The organism is Planktothrix tepida PCC 9214, from assembly GCF_900009145.1.
Lineage (GTDB): Bacteria > Cyanobacteriota > Cyanobacteriia > Cyanobacteriales > Microcoleaceae > Planktothrix > Planktothrix tepida.
On sequence record NZ_LN889813.1, the window covers coordinates 284,297 to 307,164 of the forward strand.

The 22,868-nt window shown below is 37.7% G+C and carries 15 protein-coding genes; 6 read left to right on the forward strand and 9 right to left on the reverse strand.

Features of this window, described 5'->3' with window-relative positions; all coding sequences use genetic code 11:
- Nucleotides 1–14: 14 nt before the first annotated feature.
- Both PL9214_RS23920 and PL9214_RS23925 read right to left on the reverse strand, forming a co-directional pair.
- Nucleotides 15–2,435, reverse strand: a complete 2,421-nt coding sequence (locus PL9214_RS23920; protein ID WP_072721574.1) for a tetratricopeptide repeat protein — start codon at nucleotides 2,433–2,435, stop codon at nucleotides 15–17.
- 147 nt (nucleotides 2,436–2,582) lie between these two features.
- Nucleotides 2,583–3,128, reverse strand: coding sequence for a hypothetical protein (locus PL9214_RS23925; protein WP_072721576.1), 546 nt, complete (start codon nucleotides 3,126–3,128; stop codon nucleotides 2,583–2,585).
- Between the two features lie 223 nt (nucleotides 3,129–3,351).
- Here PL9214_RS23925 and PL9214_RS23930 point away from each other — a divergent pair, with 223 nt between their 5' ends.
- Entirely contained in the window at nucleotides 3,352–3,714 is a 363-nt protein-coding gene (locus PL9214_RS23930) for a DUF5678 domain-containing protein (RefSeq protein ID WP_186440450.1), read from the forward strand.
- 5 nt (nucleotides 3,715–3,719) lie between these two features.
- Here the strand turns inward: PL9214_RS23930 and PL9214_RS23935 are convergent, their stop codons facing one another.
- The 4 genes from PL9214_RS23935 to PL9214_RS23950 form a co-directional block, all read right to left on the reverse strand.
- Nucleotides 3,720–4,931, reverse strand: a complete 1,212-nt coding sequence (locus PL9214_RS23935) for an ISAzo13 family transposase (RefSeq protein ID WP_072721577.1) — start codon at nucleotides 4,929–4,931, stop codon at nucleotides 3,720–3,722.
- A 108-nt stretch (nucleotides 4,932–5,039) separates the two neighbouring features.
- Entirely contained in the window at nucleotides 5,040–6,002 is a 963-nt protein-coding gene (locus tag PL9214_RS23940; protein ID WP_072721579.1) for a GDP-mannose 4,6-dehydratase, read from the reverse strand.
- Nucleotides 6,003–6,138: 136 nt separating this feature from the next.
- Complete coding sequence (locus tag PL9214_RS23945) at nucleotides 6,139–6,927, reverse strand: Uma2 family endonuclease (RefSeq protein ID WP_072721580.1); 789 nt, start codon at nucleotides 6,925–6,927, stop codon at nucleotides 6,139–6,141.
- Between the two features lie 73 nt (nucleotides 6,928–7,000).
- Complete coding sequence (locus PL9214_RS23950; RefSeq protein ID WP_072721582.1) at nucleotides 7,001–10,510, reverse strand: glycosyltransferase; 3,510 nt, start codon at nucleotides 10,508–10,510, stop codon at nucleotides 7,001–7,003.
- 88 nt (nucleotides 10,511–10,598) lie between these two features.
- On the opposite strand from PL9214_RS23950, the gene PL9214_RS23955 reads away from it, so the two are divergent.
- From PL9214_RS23955 to PL9214_RS23975, 5 genes are all read left to right on the forward strand, one after another.
- Nucleotides 10,599–10,877 (forward strand): hypothetical protein, encoded by a 279-nt coding sequence (locus PL9214_RS23955; RefSeq protein ID WP_072721584.1) that lies wholly within the window; start codon nucleotides 10,599–10,601, stop codon nucleotides 10,875–10,877.
- 24 nt (nucleotides 10,878–10,901) lie between these two features.
- Nucleotides 10,902–12,782 carry a tetratricopeptide repeat protein gene (locus PL9214_RS23960; RefSeq protein WP_072721585.1) on the forward strand — a complete coding sequence of 627 codons (1,881 nt, stop codon included), beginning with the start codon at nucleotides 10,902–10,904 and terminating at the stop codon, nucleotides 12,780–12,782.
- Between the two features lie 76 nt (nucleotides 12,783–12,858).
- The gene (locus PL9214_RS23965) at nucleotides 12,859–15,177 is read left to right on the forward strand and encodes a tetratricopeptide repeat protein (RefSeq protein ID WP_072721587.1); all 2,319 of its coding nucleotides are present in this window, start codon (nucleotides 12,859–12,861) and stop codon (nucleotides 15,175–15,177) included.
- A 2-nt stretch (nucleotides 15,178–15,179) separates the two neighbouring features.
- On the forward strand, nucleotides 15,180–17,111 hold the full coding sequence (locus tag PL9214_RS23970; protein WP_072721589.1) for a tetratricopeptide repeat protein: 1,932 nt from the start codon (nucleotides 15,180–15,182) through the stop codon (nucleotides 17,109–17,111).
- Between the two features lie 91 nt (nucleotides 17,112–17,202).
- Nucleotides 17,203–17,679: a TspO/MBR family protein gene (locus PL9214_RS23975; RefSeq protein ID WP_072721591.1), complete on the forward strand. Its 477-nt coding sequence runs from the start codon at nucleotides 17,203–17,205 to the stop codon at nucleotides 17,677–17,679.
- A 64-nt stretch (nucleotides 17,680–17,743) separates the two neighbouring features.
- Here the strand turns inward: PL9214_RS23975 and infB are convergent, their stop codons facing one another.
- From infB to nusA, 3 genes are all read right to left on the reverse strand, one after another.
- Nucleotides 17,744–20,869, reverse strand: coding sequence for a translation initiation factor IF-2 (gene infB, locus PL9214_RS23980; protein ID WP_072721593.1), 3,126 nt, complete (start codon nucleotides 20,867–20,869; stop codon nucleotides 17,744–17,746).
- 442 nt (nucleotides 20,870–21,311) lie between these two features.
- Complete coding sequence (locus PL9214_RS23985; RefSeq protein ID WP_072721595.1) at nucleotides 21,312–21,563, reverse strand: YlxR family protein; 252 nt, start codon at nucleotides 21,561–21,563, stop codon at nucleotides 21,312–21,314.
- Between the two features lie 41 nt (nucleotides 21,564–21,604).
- A complete protein-coding gene (gene nusA / locus PL9214_RS23990; RefSeq protein WP_072721597.1) occupies nucleotides 21,605–22,816 on the reverse strand; it encodes a transcription termination factor NusA in 1,212 nt (403 codons plus the stop codon).
- Between the last annotated feature and the right edge of the window lie 52 nt (nucleotides 22,817–22,868).

The window sequence follows — 22,868 nt, forward strand, 5'->3', positions numbered from 1 at the left end:
AGCTCTTCGTAAATTTAAAAATTTACTTTTTTAGGGAAAATTCTGCCTTCATATTTTCCATGTTTCTCATAGTGTTTAATCGCTGTGTAAGCATTATCTCTCTCGATCAGATTTCGCACGTCAGGATATAACGTTAAGTACATATCTTCGTGAAAGTTATCATAATTTTCATGAGATAATGTTTGTATGCCGAACAGTGCATTATAGTCTACTCGTTCAAAGACTTCTAATTTACCTCCAAATGTGGCATTATATAATTTTATATTACTACTTTCGTAAACTAATCGAGCCAGCTTATAAGCACGTTCAACTCTATCTAGCTTGGGATCATGCCAAGTTTTACCACTGCCGAAATACTGAGGATGAAAATGGTTGGGATCATCACCTGTAGACAGATAAACACCTCCATTAATAATTGTTGTTTGGGGAACTTGGTAAGAAAAGTCCATCCCAATTAAATACACTTCTGAAAACCCCATAAAGTAAGCAAGCTGCAAATTGATAAAGGTGACTGTTTGGCCACAAAATACCCGTTCTGAACTGTCAGTAGAAAATCGGGGAACACGGAAATTTGGACTTTTTCCTTCATAATATCCTTGGTTCATTTTAAACCAAATCACAGAGTCTTTATTATCGTCGTCAATCAAATCATAATAATCAGTCGGAAAAATTTTGATGACCCCTTTATACTGATTAATTCTATCTACATTATCTCTCATGACAGCTTTGTCTTCTACAACATAGAAGGTTGGCTTAAAACCCATTTCATCTGTCTTGTAGAAAATTCCATTGACACCAAATGTTATTTCCGACTCTAAAAGCCGTAAGTCATGCAAATTTAAAGAGGGCCCATTACCAACAATAAAACATCTCTGATTTTTGTACTTGTTTTTCAGTCCTAAAATCCTTTCAGGAGCGATCGGCCATCTTCCCTTTTCCTCTATTGAAGTATAACTAAGTGAATTGGCTGCTAAACTCCCAAATTGAAAAGCAAGGGGAGTGTGATCTAAAATTTCTTCCAGCTTTTTAGATTTAATAACTTTTGTTCCACTTTGAAAGTAACGCCAGTCATTATGAAGGACACTAGCGTGGGTACAAAACTCTATGGTGTATCCGGCTTTTCTGACTCGTTCTGACCAATCAACATCCTCTTTCTGATAGAATCCTTTACTATCATCCCACTTAACTGTTTGCCAAACCTGCTTGTGCAGTACAACCATTCCCCCCGTAACATAAACTTGATTTGATTTCTCCCCCAAGTTGGCTAGCTGTGACCCTGATTGGCTATCATTATACGCCCAGTCCCAGAAGCGACTACCATCTGTATTTTTAATTGGAAAGCTGATAATCTTTGAAGAAGGATTGTTTTTTAAAAAAATACATAATTTTTGGTACCACCCGTCTGTAAATATAATGTCATCATCGCAGGAGCATACATAATCGTATCTAGCCTCTCTAACTATCGTGTTTAACATTGTAGCCAATTTTCCGTTATTGGCGGACTCTATATCTTTAATTAGTCTGATTTTATAAGATTTAAATATGGTCTCAGGAATATACTTAAAGTCAGTGTCTCCAGTAATTAAAATTTCAAAATTTTCCGAATTGATATTTTGAGATAAAATACTAAAAATAACAGCAATTGTTTTGAACTCATTTTTTCTATTTGTCTTAATTCCAAAGGAGATTTTTACTTCTGGATTATTTTTAATGTCATTCTTTTGTTTATTTTCTGGATGGTTAATGGAGTGATTATTATTCTCCGGAGATGTTGATAAGTCAGTTAATTCATTCCTTGTTAATAATAGATTACCCAATTTTTTGTAAACCGACAAATTACTATCAGGCTTTAAATTTATGATTTGATTGTAAGCATTAATTGCTTCATCTAACCTTCCTAGTCTTTTGAATAAATCTCCTAAATCTTGGTGAAAATTTAGATTTTCAGGATGAATTTGAATCGCTTTTTGATAATAAGTAACCGCTTCATTTAATTTTCCTTCTTTTACTAGAGTCTGTGCTAAGTGATAGAAATTTTCATCGGATTGTCCAGTTGAACTTAAATTTGGGGTTTGTAATTTTTCAGGAAAGTATATACTTTGTAAGGGGATAGACTTTGAACTATCAAGTTTTGGATCTAAATTAACAGCTTGTAGGAAATAAATCTGGGCTTCTTCGTGTTTCCCCAATTGCTCTAATACCTTACCTAAGCTAAAATAAGACCAAGCAGCGGAAGGCTTTAACTCAATAGCTTTATGAAATGCTTGTTTTGCTTCCTCAAACTGCTCCAACTTCCCCAACGTTTCACCTAAATTCTGATAAGCTCCATAAAATTGCGGATTTTCGTCAATCGCTTGACGATAAGCAACTATTGCGGCTTCTAATTTTCCTTCTCTCAAAAGTTGATTCGCTTGCTGAAAGGCTGTCACCGTCATAGATTTCACTCTAAAAACTAAGGGTTGCTTGCCAGGGGGTTGGTAAACTTAAAGTATCCTATCACAATCTCAACATTAAAATGGAGAGGAGGAACTCGCTACAGGACAATTCACAGCCTGAAAAGTTCCCAACTTTTAACCATTTAGCTATGTACGGTTCTGTAAATGGGTCTTCACCGTGTGTACAAACACCTTAGAACGCTCTAAATCCGCTTGAATTCGTTGTAACTTCAACTGTATACCCTCTACCCCTGAATCGGCATCCTGTTGAGGTAAGGGAATCTTTACAGTAGAGGAGTCTGATGTCAGTTTGACTGTTACTTCTGCCATCTTAACCAAACTCTGATCCCGTAAAATCCCATATATTGTTAACTGGTCTTGCTGATCAATTATTTTACTCAAGTCTAAGGTTGCTCGAAACCCACTAATTCCTGCTTCTGCTACTTGGGGATAATTGATTAGAACATCAGGACGATGAACATTCACCGCAATGGTTTTTAGCACTCTCCCCTGAGCTACAACTTCAACGGCGATGACCGGAGATCTTTTCCCTAAAACCCAACCTCGAAACTCAACCGCATCTGCATCAATTTGGCTTCCGGTTTCTGGTGCGTCCAGGTTAAACGCCAATAACCCTTGACAATCAATGAGAGGAACATTAATCACTTCTAAAATATCAATTAGTTTTTTCATTTCAGGGTGCTAAATTCTTAGTTGGTCGTCAAAACTGCTCTTGTTATTTTACCTAATTGTAGAGCAATATCAAAGCCAAATTGCGTTGACTGCTATAGACTGAATCGGATTCTGGCTTTGGGACAACGCGACTATGCCATTAACCTAATTATATGCTAATCTTAGCTTATCATCTTCAGGTATTCAATTTTTTCTGGATATTATTCAAGGGAGAATATTAATAATGGAACCAGAATATGCAACAACTAATGATTGGTATAAAGCCAATCGCCCTAAATTAAAAAAATATCGGGGTCAGTGGATCGCTTATACGAATAAAGGTGTGATTAGTCATGACCGAGATTATCGAAAAATGAAAGATGGGATTCCCCCAGATACACCTAAATTGAGTTATACGATTGAGCGGATATATGAAAGCGAGTTTATTGAACCCGCTAAGTTTTATCCAGTGAGAATGCGATCGCTAAAAGTTCACGATTGGCAACCCAAATATGAATTATTACTTAAATATCAAGAGCATATTGAAAAAGTGAAAATGCTAGTAGACTCAGGGGCAGATTTTAGCTTGGGAATGAAAAATCAATAAATGGATTAATGAGTGAGTTGAGGTACGGCTCGATAGTTCCATTTGGGTAAATATTCATCAAAAACAATTTTCAGAGTTTTTTTGAAATGATCAGTTACCTTCCGACCCGTTTGATAGACCTGATCAACGACATTAACAACGACAGATAGCCCTGTATTAGTACGAGTTTTTTCCATGAGAGTTTTGACCAAACCAAGACTGGTAAAAATCACTCCTTGACAAGCTCGAGTTAGATGAGGAAAAAGTCGATGTTCAATGGGATTATATTTAGATGTATAGGGAGGGTAATGAGCAATTCTGATCTCAATTCCAATTTCATCCACTAACTTTTGTAAATCTTGTTTAAAAATATAATGATTAGCATTATTACTGCCACCCCCATCACACTTAGCTAAAATCGAATTGGCATGAGGATAGAGAGCTTTTCCATAATGATTCCACCAATGTTTAAGAGCATTACAAGCAAATTCACTGGTATCTTTACTGTTACCTAATGTTACATATCCTCGGTTTTTTTGAGTATCGTAAATGCCATGGGGAATGACTTTTCCATGACCTAAGCTCCAAAAATCATGATCCCAAGTAGTAACAGGCTCAGTTGTATACAGAGTACCTGGACGATATAAATTCCCTAAAACTTCTTTCTTTTTAGTGTCAAAACTAATAATAGGATTACCGGCTTCTCTATACAGGGTATCGAGTCTAGCAATATTTTCAAATTGAGCATTTCGGTCTTTATTAATTCCTGTAGTTTGCTTTTTTTGTGCTTTTCGCTTGACATACCCATGCTTTTTTAAGAGTTTCTTTACGGTGGGAGGACTGATATTAAATCCGGCTTCCTTAAGTCCCAAAGCAATTTCTTTGTGGGTTAAATTAGTCCATTTAATTGACTCGTTCATAGGATCTCCGGCTGTGCGGGACTTTAACACTTCTAAAAAGGCTTCATCTATTCCAATTTGGGTGGAAAAAATACTTTTTCTTCCTCCTCCTTTTTTTCTAATTCTTACATCATTAATAGTCTGTTCATCCAGTTCTTTTAACTCTTTTATTCCTCGGACGATTGTGTTTCGAGTACAACCCAACAGTTTGATGATATAACTAATTCCTCCCCATCCCAGTTTTTGAGCCTCTATCGCTGCATATCTTCTTTTATCCTTTTCTGATAAAGAGTTATAAAACTTTTTCATTTCTTCCTCAATTGAACTAGAATAAAACATAGGTTTTAAGTTAAGTTGTGTAGTTTAATCGAAAAATCCGTTGCCCGGTTCTCTCAATTTTTGTAAAATCTGCCATCAGTGCCTATACTTCATTATACCTGAAGCCCATCAAGTTATTACTTTTTCATTCCTTACTACCATCATTCTAACAACATCTGGCATTTTATATTGTGCCTTCCATCCCAACTTCTGTTCTGCCTTAGTGGGATTTCCTCGACCTACCGCAATATCCGTAGGTCGTAATAAATTACTATCAGATTCTACATAATTTTGCCAATTTAACCCCACACAACTAAACGCCACTTCGACAAATTTTTCTAATGAATAAGTTTCCCCGGTTGCAATCACATAATCATCGGGTTCTTGCTGTTGCAACATTAAATACATGGCTTCTACATATTCCGCTGCCCAACCCCAATCTCGTTGAATAGAAATATCCCCTAAATACAGTTTCTGTTGTTTTCCGGCTGCAATATTAATCGCCGCTTTAATAATTTTTTGAGTAACAAATCGTTCAGGACGTAGGGGCGATTCATGGTTAAATAAAATTCCCGAACAGGCAAATAAACCATAAGCTTCTCGATAGTTGGCGACTTCCCAAAAGGCGGTAGCTTTGGCAACAGCATAAGGACTCCGGGGATGAAAAGGAGTATTTTCATCCGCAGGAAGTCCTTTAGTATCCCCAAAACATTCACTAGAACTGGCGTTATAAAGTTTAATTTTGGCTTTGGTAAATCGAATCGCTTCTAATAAATTTAAAGTTCCAATTGCCATACTTTCTAACGTTTCTACAGGTTGTTCAAAGGATAACCCGACTGAACTTTGACCTGCTAAATTATAGACTTCATCCGGTTGAATTTTGGTGAGGATTTGTAATACACTTCTGAAATCCGTCAGACTCATAGACTCTAATTTAATTTTTTCTCGAATCCCTAGAGAAGATAAATTTCTAAAGGAAGACATTTGAGCATCCCGTGATGTGCCACAAACAGAATAACCTTTTTTTAATAAAAGATCCGCTAAATAAGCACCATCTTGTCCCGATACGCCACAAATTAATGCTGTTTTCATAACTAATCTACTATTTTAGGTGTATAGTTTGATCCCCATAAATCTTAATAAATAGGGATTTTGAACTTGACTATTCCTCTGTGATCAATAAGATGAGTGGAACAGGTATCTTACCTGTTAAAACTATAAAATTTAATCATTCAATTTGATCAGGATCAATCCCCGCAGCCCGTAGTAATTCGACTAAACGATTAGCTTTTTGTTCTGCTTTGTCTGCCCGTTGGCGTTCAGTTTCTGCTCGTTGGCGTTCAGTTTCTGCCCGTTGACGTTCAATTTCTGCATTTTCTTGGGCTGTTTTTTCTCGTTCTTGACTATTAGGCAATAGTTCCCCTTCTAAGGTTGCCCAGCGTAACCAAACAGTATTAATATTATAAAATATTCCTGACCAGCGAACTAATTTTAAGCCTAATTTCTGGCTTTCTAACTGTCCTTTAGTATCTAGTTCTAGGGGTTGATAATCACCTCCGTCTAAACGAAATCCTTGCCAATCTTCGGGATTAAATGGATCATACCAAAAATATTCGGTGACTCGCATTTGATTTTGATAAATTAATTTTTTCTCGTTTTTATCCCGTTGTGCGGTACTTTCAGAAAGTAGTTCAATGACTATATCTGGCCCTTTTCCTTCTTCCCAAATCACCCAGCTTTTTCGTTCTTTACGAGGAACATCTAAAACAATAAAAACATCTGGCCCTCGAAAGTCTTGATTGCGAACTTGGGCGAGACTATAGTAAACAAACATATTCCCCCCAATATAAATATCTTGATCTTGTAAAGCATGACTAAGGGGTTCTATTAATAAGTCCATTTGCAGTTTATGGCGTGCTGTTTCCATCGGAATTCCATCATCACAGGGGAGTTGATCTTGGGTAGGAGGCAGTTCAATTTCTGGAATATCTAATAGGATTTGAGTAGGATTTGACATAGCTTAAAGTGGATTTATGTATGGGGTTTTCATCTTAATATAACATTTTTTCAGGAAGGGATAGGATGGCTAACTAAGAACGAATACCGAGGAGGGTTTCCATCAGGTATTTCCATTGAGAAGATTGGGTTATGGTTAAGGTGTTTAAGGGTTGATTTTTATAGGTTGAGAGTCTGACAAAATCCTCGACCCAATCTAATAGGGTTTCGGTAATAAATTCCGAGGTTGAAACCTTTAAGGATGCTTGCAGGTATTTTAACATATCGGTTTGATTATTTTGGGTATAGGCAAACCAAGCATTCCACAGACAGGAAGCATAATTTAACTGTTGATTTAATTGTTTGATTCCTGTTTTAATTTGGGGTTGATTGGCAAAGTCAGAATCAAATTCTGCTTCTAGGGCTTGTTTAATAATAGTTAGGGTTTGTTTTAACATCCGGTCTTCTTTAAAGAGTTCTTCCGCCCGTTGTTTAGATGCTACACCCATTTTAGATAATAATAGAGGATTAACAGCTAATTCTTGCAGGGCTTGAACAAGATCAGTTACCGTTTTTTGAGGATCAATATTAGGATTAGTTAACAGTTTTCCGGTCTCTCCTAATCCTTCGGGAATACCCCCCGCAGCCGAGGCAATAATGGGTAATCCTTTTGCCATTGCTTCCATAATGGCAAAGGATGGGGCGGCTTCGGCTAAGGAGGTTAATACAAAGATATCACAGGCATCTAACCAGTCGGGAATATCCCACCGTTGTCCTAAGAATATCACGCGATCACTAACACCTAAATGCTCAACTTTTTCTTTTAATTCGGGTTCTAAATTATGATCACTTCCCTGTCCCGTTCCTGCCCAGACAAAGTATAATTTATCCCAGATTTTGGTATGTTTTAATTTGGCGATCGCTTCTAATTGAAATCGATGTCCCTTAATAGGGGCTAACCGTGCAGTTGTTAAACACATAATCCCATCTTCAGGAATCCCTATTTCTTGGCGCAACCGTTGACGAGTGGCTAAGTTAGGAGGAGCAAAATATTTTTCTGATCGTCCATAATAAACCACATTTCCTTTATCTTTGGGTAAGCCAAATTTCTCTTGTAAAATGTTAAGATGTTCATAAGCTGCGGTATTAAAAGTCCGAGCTAATCCATATTGATATAAGACTCCTTTGGCATAGGGAACATTATCTCCCATAGTAAAATCAATGTGTTCTGGCATAGCTAATCCTATAGCCATCATATAGGGAATATTCTGTTGAATTGCCACTTGTTTAGCTGCAAAATGGGAGTAAGGCCAGCCATCACTAAAAATAATAAAATCGGGCTTTATTTCCTGATAAAGAGTTTCTGCATCTTGGGTATTTCTCAAAATTCGAGGTAAATCTTGGCTGGTACTATAGTCTAACCAATATTGCTGAATTCCTAACTCTTTTTCTTCCTCAACTAAGGGGTTATAATGTTGGGGTCTAACGGCTGTTACCCGATAGCCTAATTTAGCTAATTCACATAAAATCAAATGATCATATTGTGCTAAACCTCCAATACCGGGATCATCAGTATTCATTAACATAATATGAGGTTTATTAGTGGCGGGTGTTAATTGAGGTTTAGATTCGGTGCTGAGTTTTGGATTCATAATTTTATTTAAAACGGATTGCCATTCCTGAGATTTAATTAAAGCATAAGTATCGATTTTTTCTCCATAGTCTGCTGCAATATTTTGAAACGCATCAAGCCATTGAGAGATGGTTTCCGTTAGAGGAGAAAAAGTATATTTTATAGAGTTTTCTAAACAAAATATCATTAAATCAGGATAACCATCTCGATACATTCGCCAAGCTAACCAAACCCAGCGTTCATAACTTTCTTTTCGGCGTAAGCGACGAATTTGATCAGGAAGATTTGGATGATTAAAAAATTGATTCATAACAATTTCAGTATTTTCAATAACTTTTAATCCTCCTGACATTAAGTTATGATCATGTTGACGATAACAGGCATGAATTTCTTTAAACCAAACGGTTTTACATCCCATTAAAGAAAGGCGTAAAACAAAATCCAAGTCTTCTGTAGGGGGATAATGATGATCAAATCCTCCAACTTTTTCCCACCATTCTCGGCGTAGAATCATAGCACTAGGACGCACACATTTATGTAAAACCCAAGTTTCTAAATTTAATTCTGGTGCGTTTCCCCAAGGCGTAATGACACTCACTCCGATGCCTTTCTGATTAACAATACACCAACCACTTTGGACTAAATCAATAGTAGGATCATTATCAAAAGTAGCAACCTGTTCCGCTAATTTTTGAGGTAAGAAAAAGTCATCTCCATCTAAAAAAGCTAAAAATTCTCCTTGAGCAATTTTACAGCCATGATTTCTAGCTTTTGCTGCTCCTTGATTGTTTTGATAGATATATTTAATTACAGGTAAAAAAGGTTTTAAAATTTGTTGAGTTTTATCCTGAGATCCATCATCAATAACAATGACTTCATAATTTGTATAAGTTTGTTCAAGAACACTCTTAACACATTGTTCAATATATTGATCACAGTTATACGTCGGAATAATGACACTAACCCTAGGTTTAGTTTGAGGAATTATTTTAGAAATTAATTGTTTCCAATCTTGTAAATTATAGAAATTTTCGAGTTCCAGTTCATAACCATAAGCAAGACAATAACCCATGAACCGATGTACCCAATCAGAAATTGTAATAGCTACGGTATAAGGAGTATAGGGTAAAGATTTTTGGAGAAATTCAGCCATTTGCTGAGGATGATGGGTATGATATAAATGCCATGCCATCCAAGTCAAAGATTCATATCGAGTTAGTTTTTCAAGTTGACGAATTTCATCCGGTAAATTAGGCTGACCAAAAAATTGATCTTGAACAGCTATCATTAAATTGGCTCGTTCTTTAGCTTTTGTATTAGAAACAGTTTCTTGATGTTGTCGATAATTCACGGTAATTTCTGGCAACCAAATCGCTGAATATTCACGCAATGCTAAACGCCAAATAAAATCAACGTCATCCACACCGTTAAACCGAGAATCAAATCCCCCTATTTGCTGCCAAGCTTCTCGCCTAAACATCAATGCGCTGGGTAAAATTGGGGTTCTAGTCACCCAAGTTTCTAATGTTAAATTAGGCAAATTATGCCAAGGTTCAATATCAGAGATTCTATTATTATTTTGATCAATTAAACGCCAGCCACTATTGACAATTGCTACATCAGGGTTAGCCTGAAAACAAGCAACTTGATGGGCTAATTTTTCGGGCCAAAACATATCATCTTGATCAAGTAAAGCAATAAATTCCCCTCTAGCTTCCTGAATACCGAGATTTCTAGCGGCTGCAACTCCTTGATTAGGTTGAAAAATGTAACGAATTAGAGAAGCGCTCTGGTACTTTTCTATGTAATGTTGTATAATCTCAAGGGTATTATCTGTTGAACCATCATCAACGATAATAATCTCATAGTTGGAGTAGGTTTGACTCAATACACTATCAATGGCTTGGCTGATATAGTGATCGCCATTGTAGGTGGGAATAATAATGCTAATTCGAGGAGATGAACTCAACATAAATTTAAAGTTTTAGCTAATCAACCTGTTATTATAAGTCTTATTGAGATCGATGATCAGTAGTTTAAAGAAAGTAAATTGAGGAACAATGATAAAACAGAAGCTATCAGGACAACATGATAATTTTGGAAAACCTCCTAAATCTGTGATGTTACGCAATTTAGGCGGTAAAAATATGCAGACCCTAAAACCCGTTAAATGGACTCCCGTTAAACTGATTTTATTGTTAATCTTTGTATTGGTACCCTACGGCGCTTTATTATATGTAGCTAGTGGGATTTCTCAAGTTTTATTGATCTATTTGCTTGGGATTCCCACAATTGCTGGTTTGATGTTTTATATCGTGTATCGATTAACAAAAGATTAAATCTAATCCCTCTTATATTGAATCATGTTGGATCGTTATTCCACTGTCAACTCAGAAATTTCTGTATCAGATTTATATCAACAAGCTGAAATCTATCGCCAGCAAGAAAACTGGGAAGATGCGATCGCACTTTACCAAAAAACTATCGAACTCGATCCTAACTTTTCTTGGGCTTATTATCAACTGGGAGAAATTTTTTCTAAACATAATAAATGGGTAGAAGCTATTGTTGTTTACCATCAAGCTATTGAACTCAACCCAAATTTTTCTTGGTCTTATCATAACTTAGGAATGGCTTTACTTCAACAAACACAATGGGATCAAGCGATTTTAGCTTATTCTAAAGCGATTGAACTCAATCCAGAGTTTTGTTGGTCTTATTATTATTTAGGGGAAGCTCTATATCAACAACAAAACCAACAAAAAGCGGTTTTTGCTTATTTCAAAGCTTGGAAACAAAATCCCGATTTATTAGCAAGTTTAAATCGAATTGGAGAAGTTATTAAAGACAAAATTCAAGTGGAATCAGATTCGGTTATTGATGACTATTATTCAAAAGTAAATGAACCTTCTGATTTATCTCAATGGCAGCATTTTTTACCGACTGATTTTGAGCTTTATGTAAAAGTAGCAAAATATTTAGCTGAAAATAATTATGAGGATGGTGCTATTATTTTTTATCGAATTGCTTTATATCTCCAACCTGATCATTTAGAGCTTGCTCAACAGTTAGAAGCCATTTTAGAGCGAAAAACAGCTTTAGAAATAGTAGCGAATGAATGTCGTTTGGCTATTCAAGAAAACCCCAATGATCCCGAATCTTATTACAATTTAGGGATGGCTTTATCTCGTCAGCAGCAAAGAAGTGAATCCGTTAATGCCTATCTTAAATTTTTAGAACTTAAACCCGATCTTTTTCTCTGGAATTATCAAACTATTGTAGAGTTAATTGATCAAAATAATTCTCTCGATACAGCCATTGATATTTACCATCAAGCGATTGCAAAAAATCCAGAATCCTGCATTCTTTACTTAAATTTAGCCGTATTATTAACCCAAAAAGGGGATTTATCAACAGCTATAGAATATAATTCTATTGCAGGTCAAAAAATCATTCCGCAATTTCGTCCCGAATGGCAACCTATTACAGATACTTTACAACCCGTTAATCATCTTGATTTTTTAATCATTGGAAGCCAAAAAGGGGGAACAACTTCTTTAAACTATTATCTATCGGAACATCCAAACGTGATTTCATCCATGATTAAAGAAATGCCGTTTTGGTCAAATCAAGTTCATCGAGGTTTAGAATGGTATTTTTCTCATTTTCCTCCCATTCCCCCAAACTATCACTGTTTAGTCGGAGAAGCAACCCCCATTAACTTTAATTCTCCAGAAGTCGCTAAATATTTAGTACAATTTTTCCCAAAAGTAAAATTAATTCTTCTGTTAAGAAATCCGATTAATCGAGCTATTTCACACTATTATCATTGGGTTAGTTTAAAATGGGAACACCGTTCTTTTGAAGAGGTAGTTCAACAGGAGATAGAACAATTGCAGGATCAAACGCTTGATTTTTGGACACAACTCACCCTATATCAATTTCAAGGATATCTTGCCAAAGGATTATATATTCATTTCTTAAAAAAATGGATGGAAATTTTTCCCAAAGAACAATTTTTGATTTTAAAAAGTGAAGACTTTTATGCAAATCCTGATCAGGGAACAACACAAGTTCTTCGATTTTTGGGTTTACCGGAATATCATTTACAAAAATATCCTCAATATAATACCAGACCTTATTCCCCCATTTCCCAATCAACACGCGCCTTACTCCAGAATTATTTTCAACCTTATAATCAGCAGTTAGAGGAGTTTCTGGGAATGCAGTTGAACTGGAATTAGATTAAATTTATGTTGTAATCTGTGTAGCTAAATTTAGAGAAGAACCTATTTCAACTTAATTTTTTATTGTATAATTATGACCCAATCAGAAATTATCAAAAAAGCTGAAATTCATATTAAACAAGGCCAATTAGATGAAGCAATTAATATTTGTAAAATTGCTTTGAAAAACAATGAAGATTTGGGCGACGCTTATCGATTAATGGGAATTGTAATGCAGTTAAAAGGGAACTATCAGCAAGCTGAAAATTATTATCAACAAGTTTTACTATTACAACCTAATCAAGCAGAAATATATGCCAATCTAGGTATAATTTATGCTGAGAAGCGCAAGTGGAAATCCGCTACAGATTATTATCAAATGGCAATAAAAATTAATCCTAATAATACAAGATTTTATAGAGATTTAGCCAATATTTTTACGACAACTAATCAAACGGAACTCGCCAACGAATGTCAATATCAAATTTTAATTAGAGAACCTGATAAAATTAAACCGGAAGACCAGTTTAATTTAGGAAATAAATTTTTAGATAATGGCAAAATTGATCAAGCAATTGTTTGCTATCGTTACGCTATTGAATTTAATCCTACCTTTTATCATCCTTACTGTCAATTAGGGTTGGCTTTAAGTCAAAAAGCACATTTTAAAGAAGCAATTTTAGCCTATCAAAAAGCGATAGAATTGAATCCTGATTTTAGCTGGTCGTATCAAGGTTTAGGAGAGAATTTAAGTAAGCTACAACGCTTTGAAGAAGCAATTTTAGCCTATCAAAAGGCGATAGAACTGAATCCTGATTTTAGCTGGTCGTATCAAGGTTTAGGAGAAAATTTAAGTAAGCTACAACGCTTTGAAGAAGCAATTTTAGCCTATCAAAAGGCAATAGAATTAAATCCTGATTTTAGCTGGTCGTATTATGGTTTAGGGGAGGCTTACCAATCGGTTAAACAGGAAAAAAAAGCAGTTTCTACTTATCGTCATTTTATTACTATTAATCCTAATATTGCAGCAGCTTATTTTAATTTAGGAATAGTTTTAAAAGAATTGAAACAATGGGAAGAAGTGTACATTGCTTTTAGTAATTGTCTAAATATTAATCCTGATTATCCTGACTTAAATTCAAACCTAGTAGAAGTGCATTCTAATTTAGGAAATTGGGAAGAAGCAATTTCTTATTTATTGCAATGGTTAAAACGACACACGGACGATTTTGATAGTTATGTTAAATTGGGTTTAATTTTAGAAAAAATGGGGCGAAAGTTAGATGGAGATGGATGTAAATATTTGCAAATCATCCCTTTTGATGTACTTAAAAAACACTTGAATTTATCCCCTAATTTACTAATAAATATTCAGGATCATCCTCTGGCTCAAAAAATATCAATTTATCCTCAAAGTTTGGTAATTTTTAATCCTCCAAACGGAATATTAGGCGAACCTAATTTTAGGTTGTTTCCTAACTCTATGGTATCCCCAGAAGCGTTTGTTGCAGTGATCCCTAATGGACGAGTATGGGGAGATGCTTTAACATCTGCTGTCATGACTTCAGAACACCAGTTAATTAAGGATTTATCAACAGGTTGTAGTGAGTTAGTAATTAGTCGTGAGCAATTACCAGAGCCTTTAGAATTAGAAGGAAATGTAGCTTTTTTATCAGCGCAATTCGGATTAATTTATTACCATTGGATGTTTGATATTATAGCCCGTTTGCATTTATTAGAGAAGGCTGATTTTGATTTCAATAAAATTGATTGGTTTGTCGTTAACCGTCACCAATCTCCTTATGAAAAAGAAATGCTAAAGCTGTTGAATATTCCTGAGCATAAAGTGATTGATAACTGTATCTATCCCCATGTAAAAGGGTCAGTATTATTAGTTCCATCTTTTGTTCAGTGGAGTTATTTAAAGTCCTCAGCATGGGGAGTAAATTTTATTAGGAATAAATTTCTTTTTCCTGGTATAAATGCAAATAATTATCCTCAGCGAATTTATATAAGCCGCGAAAATGCTAACTGCCGAAAAGTCATCAATGAGTCGGAATTTTTACCCTTTTTAGAAACATTAGGTTTTCAAACGGTTTGTTTAGAACATTTACCTTTTCAAGAACAAGTTGGTTATTTTGCTAATGCAGAAATTATTATTGCACCCCACGGGTCAGGATTAACTAATTTAATCTTTTGTCGTCCTAAGACAAAGGTGATTGAATTTTTATTCCCTCAATGGGAGACTTCTTATTATTGGCAACTTTGCAATATAGTTAGCTGTGAATATTACTGTTGTGTCGGTGAACCTGTGGATGAGGTCGAATTAAATTCTATTCCAATTTTTGACAATATAAAAGTTAAGTCTTATAATATTATTAAACTTTTAAAAATGGCAAAAGTTATTGAATAATAATGAGCTATTTTAACGATAAAAATAATAGAAATGATTTACAAACAGCAGAATCTTATTTAATTTCTGCAAATCATTATTTAGAACAGGGAAACCCTGAACTAGCTTTATTTTTCTATAATCAAGCAATTGAATTAAATCCTGAAAATGACCAGATTTATTATAAATTAGGTCAAGCTTTAATGCAGTTAGAACGTTATGAAGATGCCATAAATGCTTATTCTAAATCTATTCAAATTAATCCTGATTTTCCTTGGTCTTACAATAGTTTAGGAGAAGTATTAATTAAATTAGAACGCTGGGAAGAAGCGATCACAGCCTATAGTCAATTTATTAAATTTAATAATAATTTTTGTTGGGCTTATTTTGGTCTAGGGGAATCTTTTTTTAACTTAAACCAGATAGAAAAATCCATTGATTATTATAAAAAAGCAATTGAACTTGAACCTATAGATTGTTGGATTTATATTAAATTAGGAGATGCTTTTTTTCAATTAAAACAACAAAAAAATGCGATTAAATCTTATTCTCAAGCAATCCAGCTTAATCCAAATATAGATTGGTTTTATGGGAAGTTAGCAGAAGTTTTTTTATCTCAGAATCAGTTAGAAAATGCAATTCAGGCCTACCAAAATGCCATAAATATAAATCCGCAAAGCTGGTATTATATTGCCATTGGTAAAATTTTAATTCAACAGAAACTATGGGATCTAGCTTTAGATTATTTAATTAAAGGATTACAATTACAGCCAGATTATCATGAAGCCTATTATTGTATTTCTACCATTCTTAAACAAAATAATCAACCATTAGATGCTATTCTTTGTGAGGTTCATCATCAATTACCAATCCCTTTAATCCAAAAAGTATTTAATTTATCAGATAATTATTTTATTACGACTCATACAGAAAAAAATTTAACTAAAATTCCAGTTTATCTACCTAGTAATATCAAACTTACTCCCCCTAAATTAATCGAAGGAAGTCTCAACCCTCATTTTCAATTAACCTCAATTCATTTCCCGGAAACCTTTGTTTATAGTATCCCTGAAGGCAAAGTTTGGGCGGATACATTAACCAGTGCTGTTCTCAATTCAGAGAATCAATTAATCACAGATTTATCCACCGGAAGTGCAGCTTTATTAGTTAATTCTCCTCATTTTATTGCGTCACGAAATATCGGTGGAACAGTGGCATTTTTATCGGTTAAATGGGGTGAAAATTATTATCACTGGATGTTTGATATTATTGCTAGATTGGATTTATTATTACGACATTTTTTAATTGAAGAAGTCGATTATTTTGTTGTGAATCGATGCCAATTCAACTATGAATATGAGACATTGCAACTATTAAATGTTCCCCCAGAAAAAATTATTGAAAGTTCCCAAAATCCGGCTTTAAAAGCAGATAAAATTATAATTCCTTCCTATTCTCATGCAACGTCCAGAACTCCTCAATGGGCTTGTAATTTCTTGAAAAATTTATGTCTCAATTCTCAAGAAAACTTAGAATTATTGCCCTTAGAAAGAGTTTATTTAAGTCGAAGTCAGGCATCCTATCGTCAAGTCGATAATGAAGCAGAAGTAATCTTATTTTTACAGCAATTTGGGTTTACCGCCTTGAGTTTAGAAACTTTATCAGTTAGACAACAAGCCTATTATATGGCAAATACTAAAGTCATTATTTCTCCTCATGGAGCCGCTTTAACCAATTTAGTTTTTTGTTCCCCAGGAACTCAGGTCATTGAGTTTTTAATGCCAAATTGGACGCTATCTTGTTATTGGGAATTAAGTAATATTGTGGGTTGTGATTATTACTGTTTATTTTCTGAAGCAGCTAATGCCAATTGTTCTCCTACGGATGGATCTCAAAATATTAAGGTCAATTTGGATTCTCTTTTAAAATTAATGCAATGGGCTAGAATTGTTTAGGGATAGGGCTTAATTTTCAGGCTTTTGGGAGATTTCACTCATAACCAACTAATATAAAATAATCAGAATAAGGTTAAAAGGGTCAAAAATTATGATTAAATCTTGGATGGTAATTGGAGGAGTAGCTTTTCTCGTCGCCTTAGCCAGTAATATCCTTTTGACCCCTAATGACATCCGATGGTTTAATCGTTTAACTCGTCCGGGTTGGTTAACCTTTGAAAAAGCGATTCCTTTAATTTGGACAATTGTTTTTATTGGGGGGGCTTGGTCAGCAATTTTAGTTTGGGAAGCCGAACCCCAAACGCCTCAAACTTGGGTGTTAATGGGGTTTTATCTATTAGTAGAATTAGTCATTTTGTCCTATACCCCTGTGATGTGTAAGACGAAAAGTTTACGAGTTGGAACCATTTTAGGGGGAACCGGTTTTATTTTAGGGTTAATGTTGATGATTAGTGTTTGGCCCATTTCTCAGACCGCAGCCTTTTTACTGCTTCCTTTTGTTTTGTGGAGTCCGATTGGAACCTACACCACCTGGGCGATGATCCCACTCAATCCCGCAGACGCTTAAAAAAGCAACAACCACCGATTATTACTGGAATAAAAGGTGGTTGTTCAACCCTGAGAGATAAAGATTATAAGGTTAGGGTACGACGTTTCGTGGTCATCCGATAAGCTTCAATGATATCGCCCATGTTCCAGTCGTTGAAGTTATCCAAGGCAATGCCACATTCATAACCGGCATTGACTTCCTTGGCATCTTCTTTCATCCGTTTCAGGGAGTCAAGAGCGCCTTCATGAACGATTTCGCCTTTACGACGGACTCGGACTTTACAGTTACGGATCACTTTACCGGAGAGCACATAACAACCTGCTACCGTACTGCGTCCAACCGGGAAAATTGCCCGAACTTCCACTTGACCCAGAGCTTCTTCCACCAGTTCCGGTTCTAATAACCCTTCCATCGCTGCTTGAACATCATCTAAGAGGTTGTAAATGATGTTGTAATCGCGGATATCCACCCCAGCGCGATCAGCGGCTTGCCGTGCACCATGAGCCAAGGTGGTATTAAATCCGAGTAAAACGGCATCACTGGCGGCGGCTAAGTCAATATCCGTTTCCGTAATTTCACCCGGTGCGGCTAAGAGCAGTTGCAGTTCGACTTCTTTCTGAGGCAGTTTTTTCAAGGCATTGACAATGGCTTCCACCGAACCTTGAACGTCTGCCTTCAGGATTAAGTTTAGTTCCTTCAACTCACCTTCTTGAGCACGAGCCGAGAATTCACTCAGACTGATCCGACCTTTGGTTAAGCGGGTTTGTCGTTTTGTCTCAGCCCGTGATGTTGCCAAAGCCGAAGCTTCTTTCTCGTTCTCAAACACATCGAATTCATCACCCGCCGCTGGAACATCCCGCAGTCCTAAGACTTCAACCGCAAAGGAAGGACTGGCTTCATCGACGCGATCCCCTCGATCATCCACCATCGCCCGGACTTTACCCAGCACCGAACCCGCAACAACGATATCTCCGACGCGCAGAGTTCCGTTTTGGACTAATAAGGTTGCCACAGGGCCACGGGATTTGTCCAGGTGAGCTTCAATGATTGTTCCTTTCGCGGCTCGGTTGGGGTTGGCATACAGATCTTCAACCTCAGCCACTAACAAAATCATCTCTAACAAGGTATCGAGATTTTCCCCTTTGATCGCACTGACGGGAACCATAATGGTGTCACCGCCCCATTCTTCAGGAACCAGAGAAAATTCGGTTAACTCCTGTTTCACCCGATCCGGCTGGGCACCTTCTTTATCAATTTTGTTAATGGCAATGATCATCGGGACTCCCGCCGCCTTAGCATGGCTAATGGCTTCAATGGTTTGAGGTTGAACCCCATCATCGGCAGCCACCACCAAAATCGCCACGTCGGTCACACGCGCACCCCTGGCCCGCATCGCGGTAAAGGCTTCGTGACCCGGAGTATCCAGGAAGACCACTTGCTGAGTTTTACCTTCATGTTCCACATCGACATGATAAGCACCGATGTGTTGGGTAATGCCTCCAGCTTCCCCTTGAGCCACTTTGGTTTCGCGAATCGCATCGAGGAGGGTGGTTTTCCCATGATCGACGTGACCCATGATTGTGACCACCGGAGGACGGCGTTGCAGATGTTCTAGGTCTTCTTCGTTGAAAATATTGTCGGGTTTAATCGCACCGGATACTTGTTCTTCCGTTTCAACTTGAACGTTTAGCTCTTGACAAATTACTAAAATTGTGTTATAGTCCAGCGTCTCTGTAATATTAACTGCAATCCCTTGGGAGAAGAGACGTTTAATAATTTCCGTTTCAGGTAAGGCTAAGGCGGTTGCTAATTCTTGAACCGTCATTGGCCCTGGTACAATCACTTTTTCAGGGCGTTCTGCCTTCGGTTTTGCTTCTGTACGCCGCATATTTGCAGCCGAAGAACCTCCCCCCCGACTAGGAGCTTGTTTTTTCGGTTTAGCCGTTGTTGCTGCCACGTTACCTTGTCCAGGGCCGGCTTTGGGTTTCGGTGGACGGGCCAGAGATATACTCATCATGGCGTTATTAGCATTGGATAAAGATAATGCGTTGAGTTCATCATCATCATCTTCATCCAAAGACGGTTTAGCCCGTCGTTTAGACTTGACTTTAGCCGATTTGGCTTTACCTGTATCTACAACTTCTTCTTCCTCTTCCTCCCATTCTGGCCCTCGTTTCCCTGTTCGCGGGGGGTTCGGTCGAGTTAAGGTCACAGCAGCCCGTTTTGGCCGTTTAATTAAATCATCTGTGGCAATTAAGGGTTCCTCTTCTGCGCTTTCGGAAGGTTCTGCATCGTCATCAATCGCTTGAACCGCCGATTTACGGGCAGGAGGAGGTTGTAATTCCGGGACAGATCGGCTGGGTCTGGGAGTCCCGATCTCTTTGCGCGGTGGTTTTCTGGCTTCTGAGTCTTTTTCTTTTGTTTCTGCTGAAGCTAGGGATGGAGCTTGTTGCGGTTTTGGAGTGGGTCTTTCCGGCCCGTCCGTTTTAGATTTGGGTTCAACGGATTTAGGTGCGGGTTTATTCGTTTTTAAAACGGGCTTGTTTTTAACGATAGGTGCTGTCTCTGTCGTAACAACTGAGATAGGAACAGAAGAAACCGGAACGGGAGATGCAGGTCTGACAGGTGGAGGAGACAATTGAGGGGGTTCTGACAAATCGAGGTCAACCTCTTCAAAGCTGGTGTTCTCTTCGGCCGGAGCGGGAATGCCAATCTGTTCAGCTTGGGAATATTCACTGGCCGTTGTTTCGGAAGATTCCGTTCCCGCTTGAGCAGGAGCATTGGGTTTCGATAACACTGGTCGATTTAACGTGGGTTTCACAGGCGCTTTTGGAGAAACAAGTGACTTAGGTGGAGTGGCAACTGACGTTGATGCAGGGGAATCCGCCGAGCCATAAACGGCTGAGACATCGGAGTTAGGCCGGATTCTCGGCTTCTGGATCTCTAAAATTTCTTGCTTTTTCTTCTCGCCCGGTGCCGTTGCTGATGATTTCCCATTGGGGTGCGATCGCTCGGATTTCCCATCAAGCTGACCTGGGTTCGGGTGAGTTGCTACATACTTTTCAATGCGTTCTTTATCAGATTCTGAAATCGTGCTACTGTGGCTTTTAACCGAAATATTCAGCCGTTCGCACACCGCTAAGATGTCCTTGTTATCCAAATTAAGTTCCCGTGATAGTTCGTAAATTCTGACTTTGGCGTTGTTCATCCACTGACCCCTCTTCGTACCAACCCATTGTTTGATGTTTACATAGTTCGATTTACTCTTACAACAGTAACCTCTACATTTTAAATAACGATATCATCTGCTCTTGTTATTTAAGTGTCAAGGATGCAGAGGATTCGTCTGCTGTGACAGTTCTTAATGTTATTTCAATTTTTGTTGAACTTGAACCCCTCAAATCTTTACAATTGTCTTTCTCAAGTTAGCAGATATAAACCTTCGGGTGAAGGAGGAGCATTGGACACATCAGCCAATTTATCCTATTCTGGTTTAACTTGGATATCCCAGTCTTCTATCTGGGGAAGTGGAACAGGCAAGATGCCTGTTAGGTTTAGGGACTCAATGTGAACTTGACACCTCCTAACATCGGTTATGAACTTCAATCGGCATTTGATTCAGAAAAATCGCCTTGACTGGTGAGTGCTTCTTAATCAGGCGTTGCTAAACGTTGCCATAGGGTTTGATACAGTTCCTCTGGCACAGAAGCCCGGAGTGCGTGTCCCAGTCGATTTTTTTTCTGAGCCACTCTTAAACAATCAGGGTTGGGGCAAAGGTAGGCTGAACGACCCATTCCTTGATCTAATTGTACCTGATGGGATGGATAGAGCCGGACAAATCGCCAGAAGGTTTCTTTGCCTGCTAACTGGCGACAAGCAACGCAACGACGTTGATTTTTCATGGGTTGACCGTTGACAGTTGACAGTTATCAGTTATCAGTTATCAGTTATCAGGAGTTAGATGTACCTGAAGCCTANCTTGACGTTCGAGTTCTTCGGCGATTTTTTGATCTTCGGCTGCTGCATCATATTTAGCAGTATCCTTAATATCAATTTTCCAGCCTGTTAATCGGGCTGCGAGACGAACATTTTGCCCTTCTTTCCCAATGGCCAAACTCAATTGATCTTCGGGAACCAGAATGTGGGCTCGACGTTCTTCAGGATTAACTAAACGGACTTCATCGACTCTGGCCGGACTCAAGGCATTGGCAATATAGGTAGCCGGGTCAGGTGACCAACGAATCACATCTATTTTCTCACCCCGCAGTTCATTCACCACAACTTGAATCCGCGAACCCCTCGCTCCGATACAAGCACCAACCGGATCAACATCTCGATCCAAAGTATCTACTGCTATTTTAGTCCGAGGGCCAACGTGACGGGAAGGGGGGTTGGCTTCTCGCGCGACGGCGACAATTCGCACCACTTCATCCTCAATTTCAGGGACTTCATTGGCAAACAGATAAACGACTAACCCGGCATCGGCCCTAGATACTAACAATTGTGGCCCCCGTTGGGAACCTTGACAGACTTTTTTCAGATAAACTCGGAAAGTCGCATTGGCTCGATAATTATCATTGGGGAGTTGTTCGCGTTTGGGGAGTTCCGCTTCAACAGCCATGCGACCAAAACCACTGGCCACTTCCATAATCACCGATTGTCGTTCAAACCGCAGCACTTTAGCTTGGAGCACGGTGCCTTCAAGTTCTTTAAACTCTTCTTGAATCAATTTGCGCTGCTTATCTCGGAGTTTTTGGGCTAAAACCTGTTTCGTTTGAATGGCAGCCATGCGACCAAACTCCCCTTGATCCGGGGTAACATCTAACGTAACCGTATCCCCTAACTGGGCTTCTGGAGCAACTTCGCGTACATCTTTTAAGGCAATTTGGTGATCTTGATTACTGACTTGTTCAACAATCATTAAATTCTTCGCTAAAACGCGAAATCCTTCTTCATCGACATCGAGTTCTACATCAAAATTATCAAAATAATCGTCACTAAATTGAGTCTGAATTTCAATCGTCCGACGATAGCGTTCATATCCTTTTAATAAGGCTTCTCGCAACGCTTCTTCTACCGCTTGTTTAGGTAAATTACGTTCCTGAGAAATACTATTAATCATATCTTGCAAACCGGGCAAACTCACCATTGACATAGGGTTTTTATCCTCCAAATTTTGATTGTTTGATAACAGGAAACAGGGAACA

What these genes read in the sequence shown, in the direction of transcription:
- PL9214_RS23940 (WP_072721579.1), bottom strand. Translation starts at nt 6,002, where the DNA reads ATGAAAACAGCATTAATTTGTGGCGTATCGGGACAAGATGGTGCTTAT.
- infB (WP_072721593.1), bottom strand. Translation starts at nt 20,869, where the DNA reads ATGAACAACGCCAAAGTCAGAATTTACGAACTATCACGGGAACTTAAT.
- PL9214_RS23970 (WP_072721589.1), top strand. Translation starts at nt 15,180, where the DNA reads ATGAGCTATTTTAACGATAAAAATAATAGAAATGATTTACAAACAGCA.
- PL9214_RS23975 (WP_072721591.1), top strand. Translation starts at nt 17,203, where the DNA reads ATGATTAAATCTTGGATGGTAATTGGAGGAGTAGCTTTTCTCGTCGCC.
- PL9214_RS23950 (WP_072721582.1), bottom strand. Translation starts at nt 10,510, where the DNA reads ATGTTGAGTTCATCTCCTCGAATTAGCATTATTATTCCCACCTACAAT.
- PL9214_RS23955 (WP_072721584.1), top strand. Translation starts at nt 10,599, where the DNA reads ATGATAAAACAGAAGCTATCAGGACAACATGATAATTTTGGAAAACCT.
- PL9214_RS23965 (WP_072721587.1), top strand. Translation starts at nt 12,859, where the DNA reads ATGACCCAATCAGAAATTATCAAAAAAGCTGAAATTCATATTAAACAA.
- PL9214_RS23985 (WP_072721595.1), bottom strand. Translation starts at nt 21,563, where the DNA reads ATGAAAAATCAACGTCGTTGCGTTGCTTGTCGCCAGTTAGCAGGCAAA.
- PL9214_RS23930 (WP_186440450.1), top strand. Translation starts at nt 3,352, where the DNA reads ATGGAACCAGAATATGCAACAACTAATGATTGGTATAAAGCCAATCGC.
- PL9214_RS23945 (WP_072721580.1), bottom strand. Translation starts at nt 6,927, where the DNA reads ATGTCAAATCCTACTCAAATCCTATTAGATATTCCAGAAATTGAACTG.
- PL9214_RS23935 (WP_072721577.1), bottom strand. Translation starts at nt 4,931, where the DNA reads ATGTTTTATTCTAGTTCAATTGAGGAAGAAATGAAAAAGTTTTATAAC.
- PL9214_RS23925 (WP_072721576.1), bottom strand. Translation starts at nt 3,128, where the DNA reads ATGAAAAAACTAATTGATATTTTAGAAGTGATTAATGTTCCTCTCATT.
- PL9214_RS23960 (WP_072721585.1), top strand. Translation starts at nt 10,902, where the DNA reads ATGTTGGATCGTTATTCCACTGTCAACTCAGAAATTTCTGTATCAGAT.
- PL9214_RS23920 (WP_072721574.1), bottom strand. Translation starts at nt 2,435, where the DNA reads ATGACGGTGACAGCCTTTCAGCAAGCGAATCAACTTTTGAGAGAAGGA.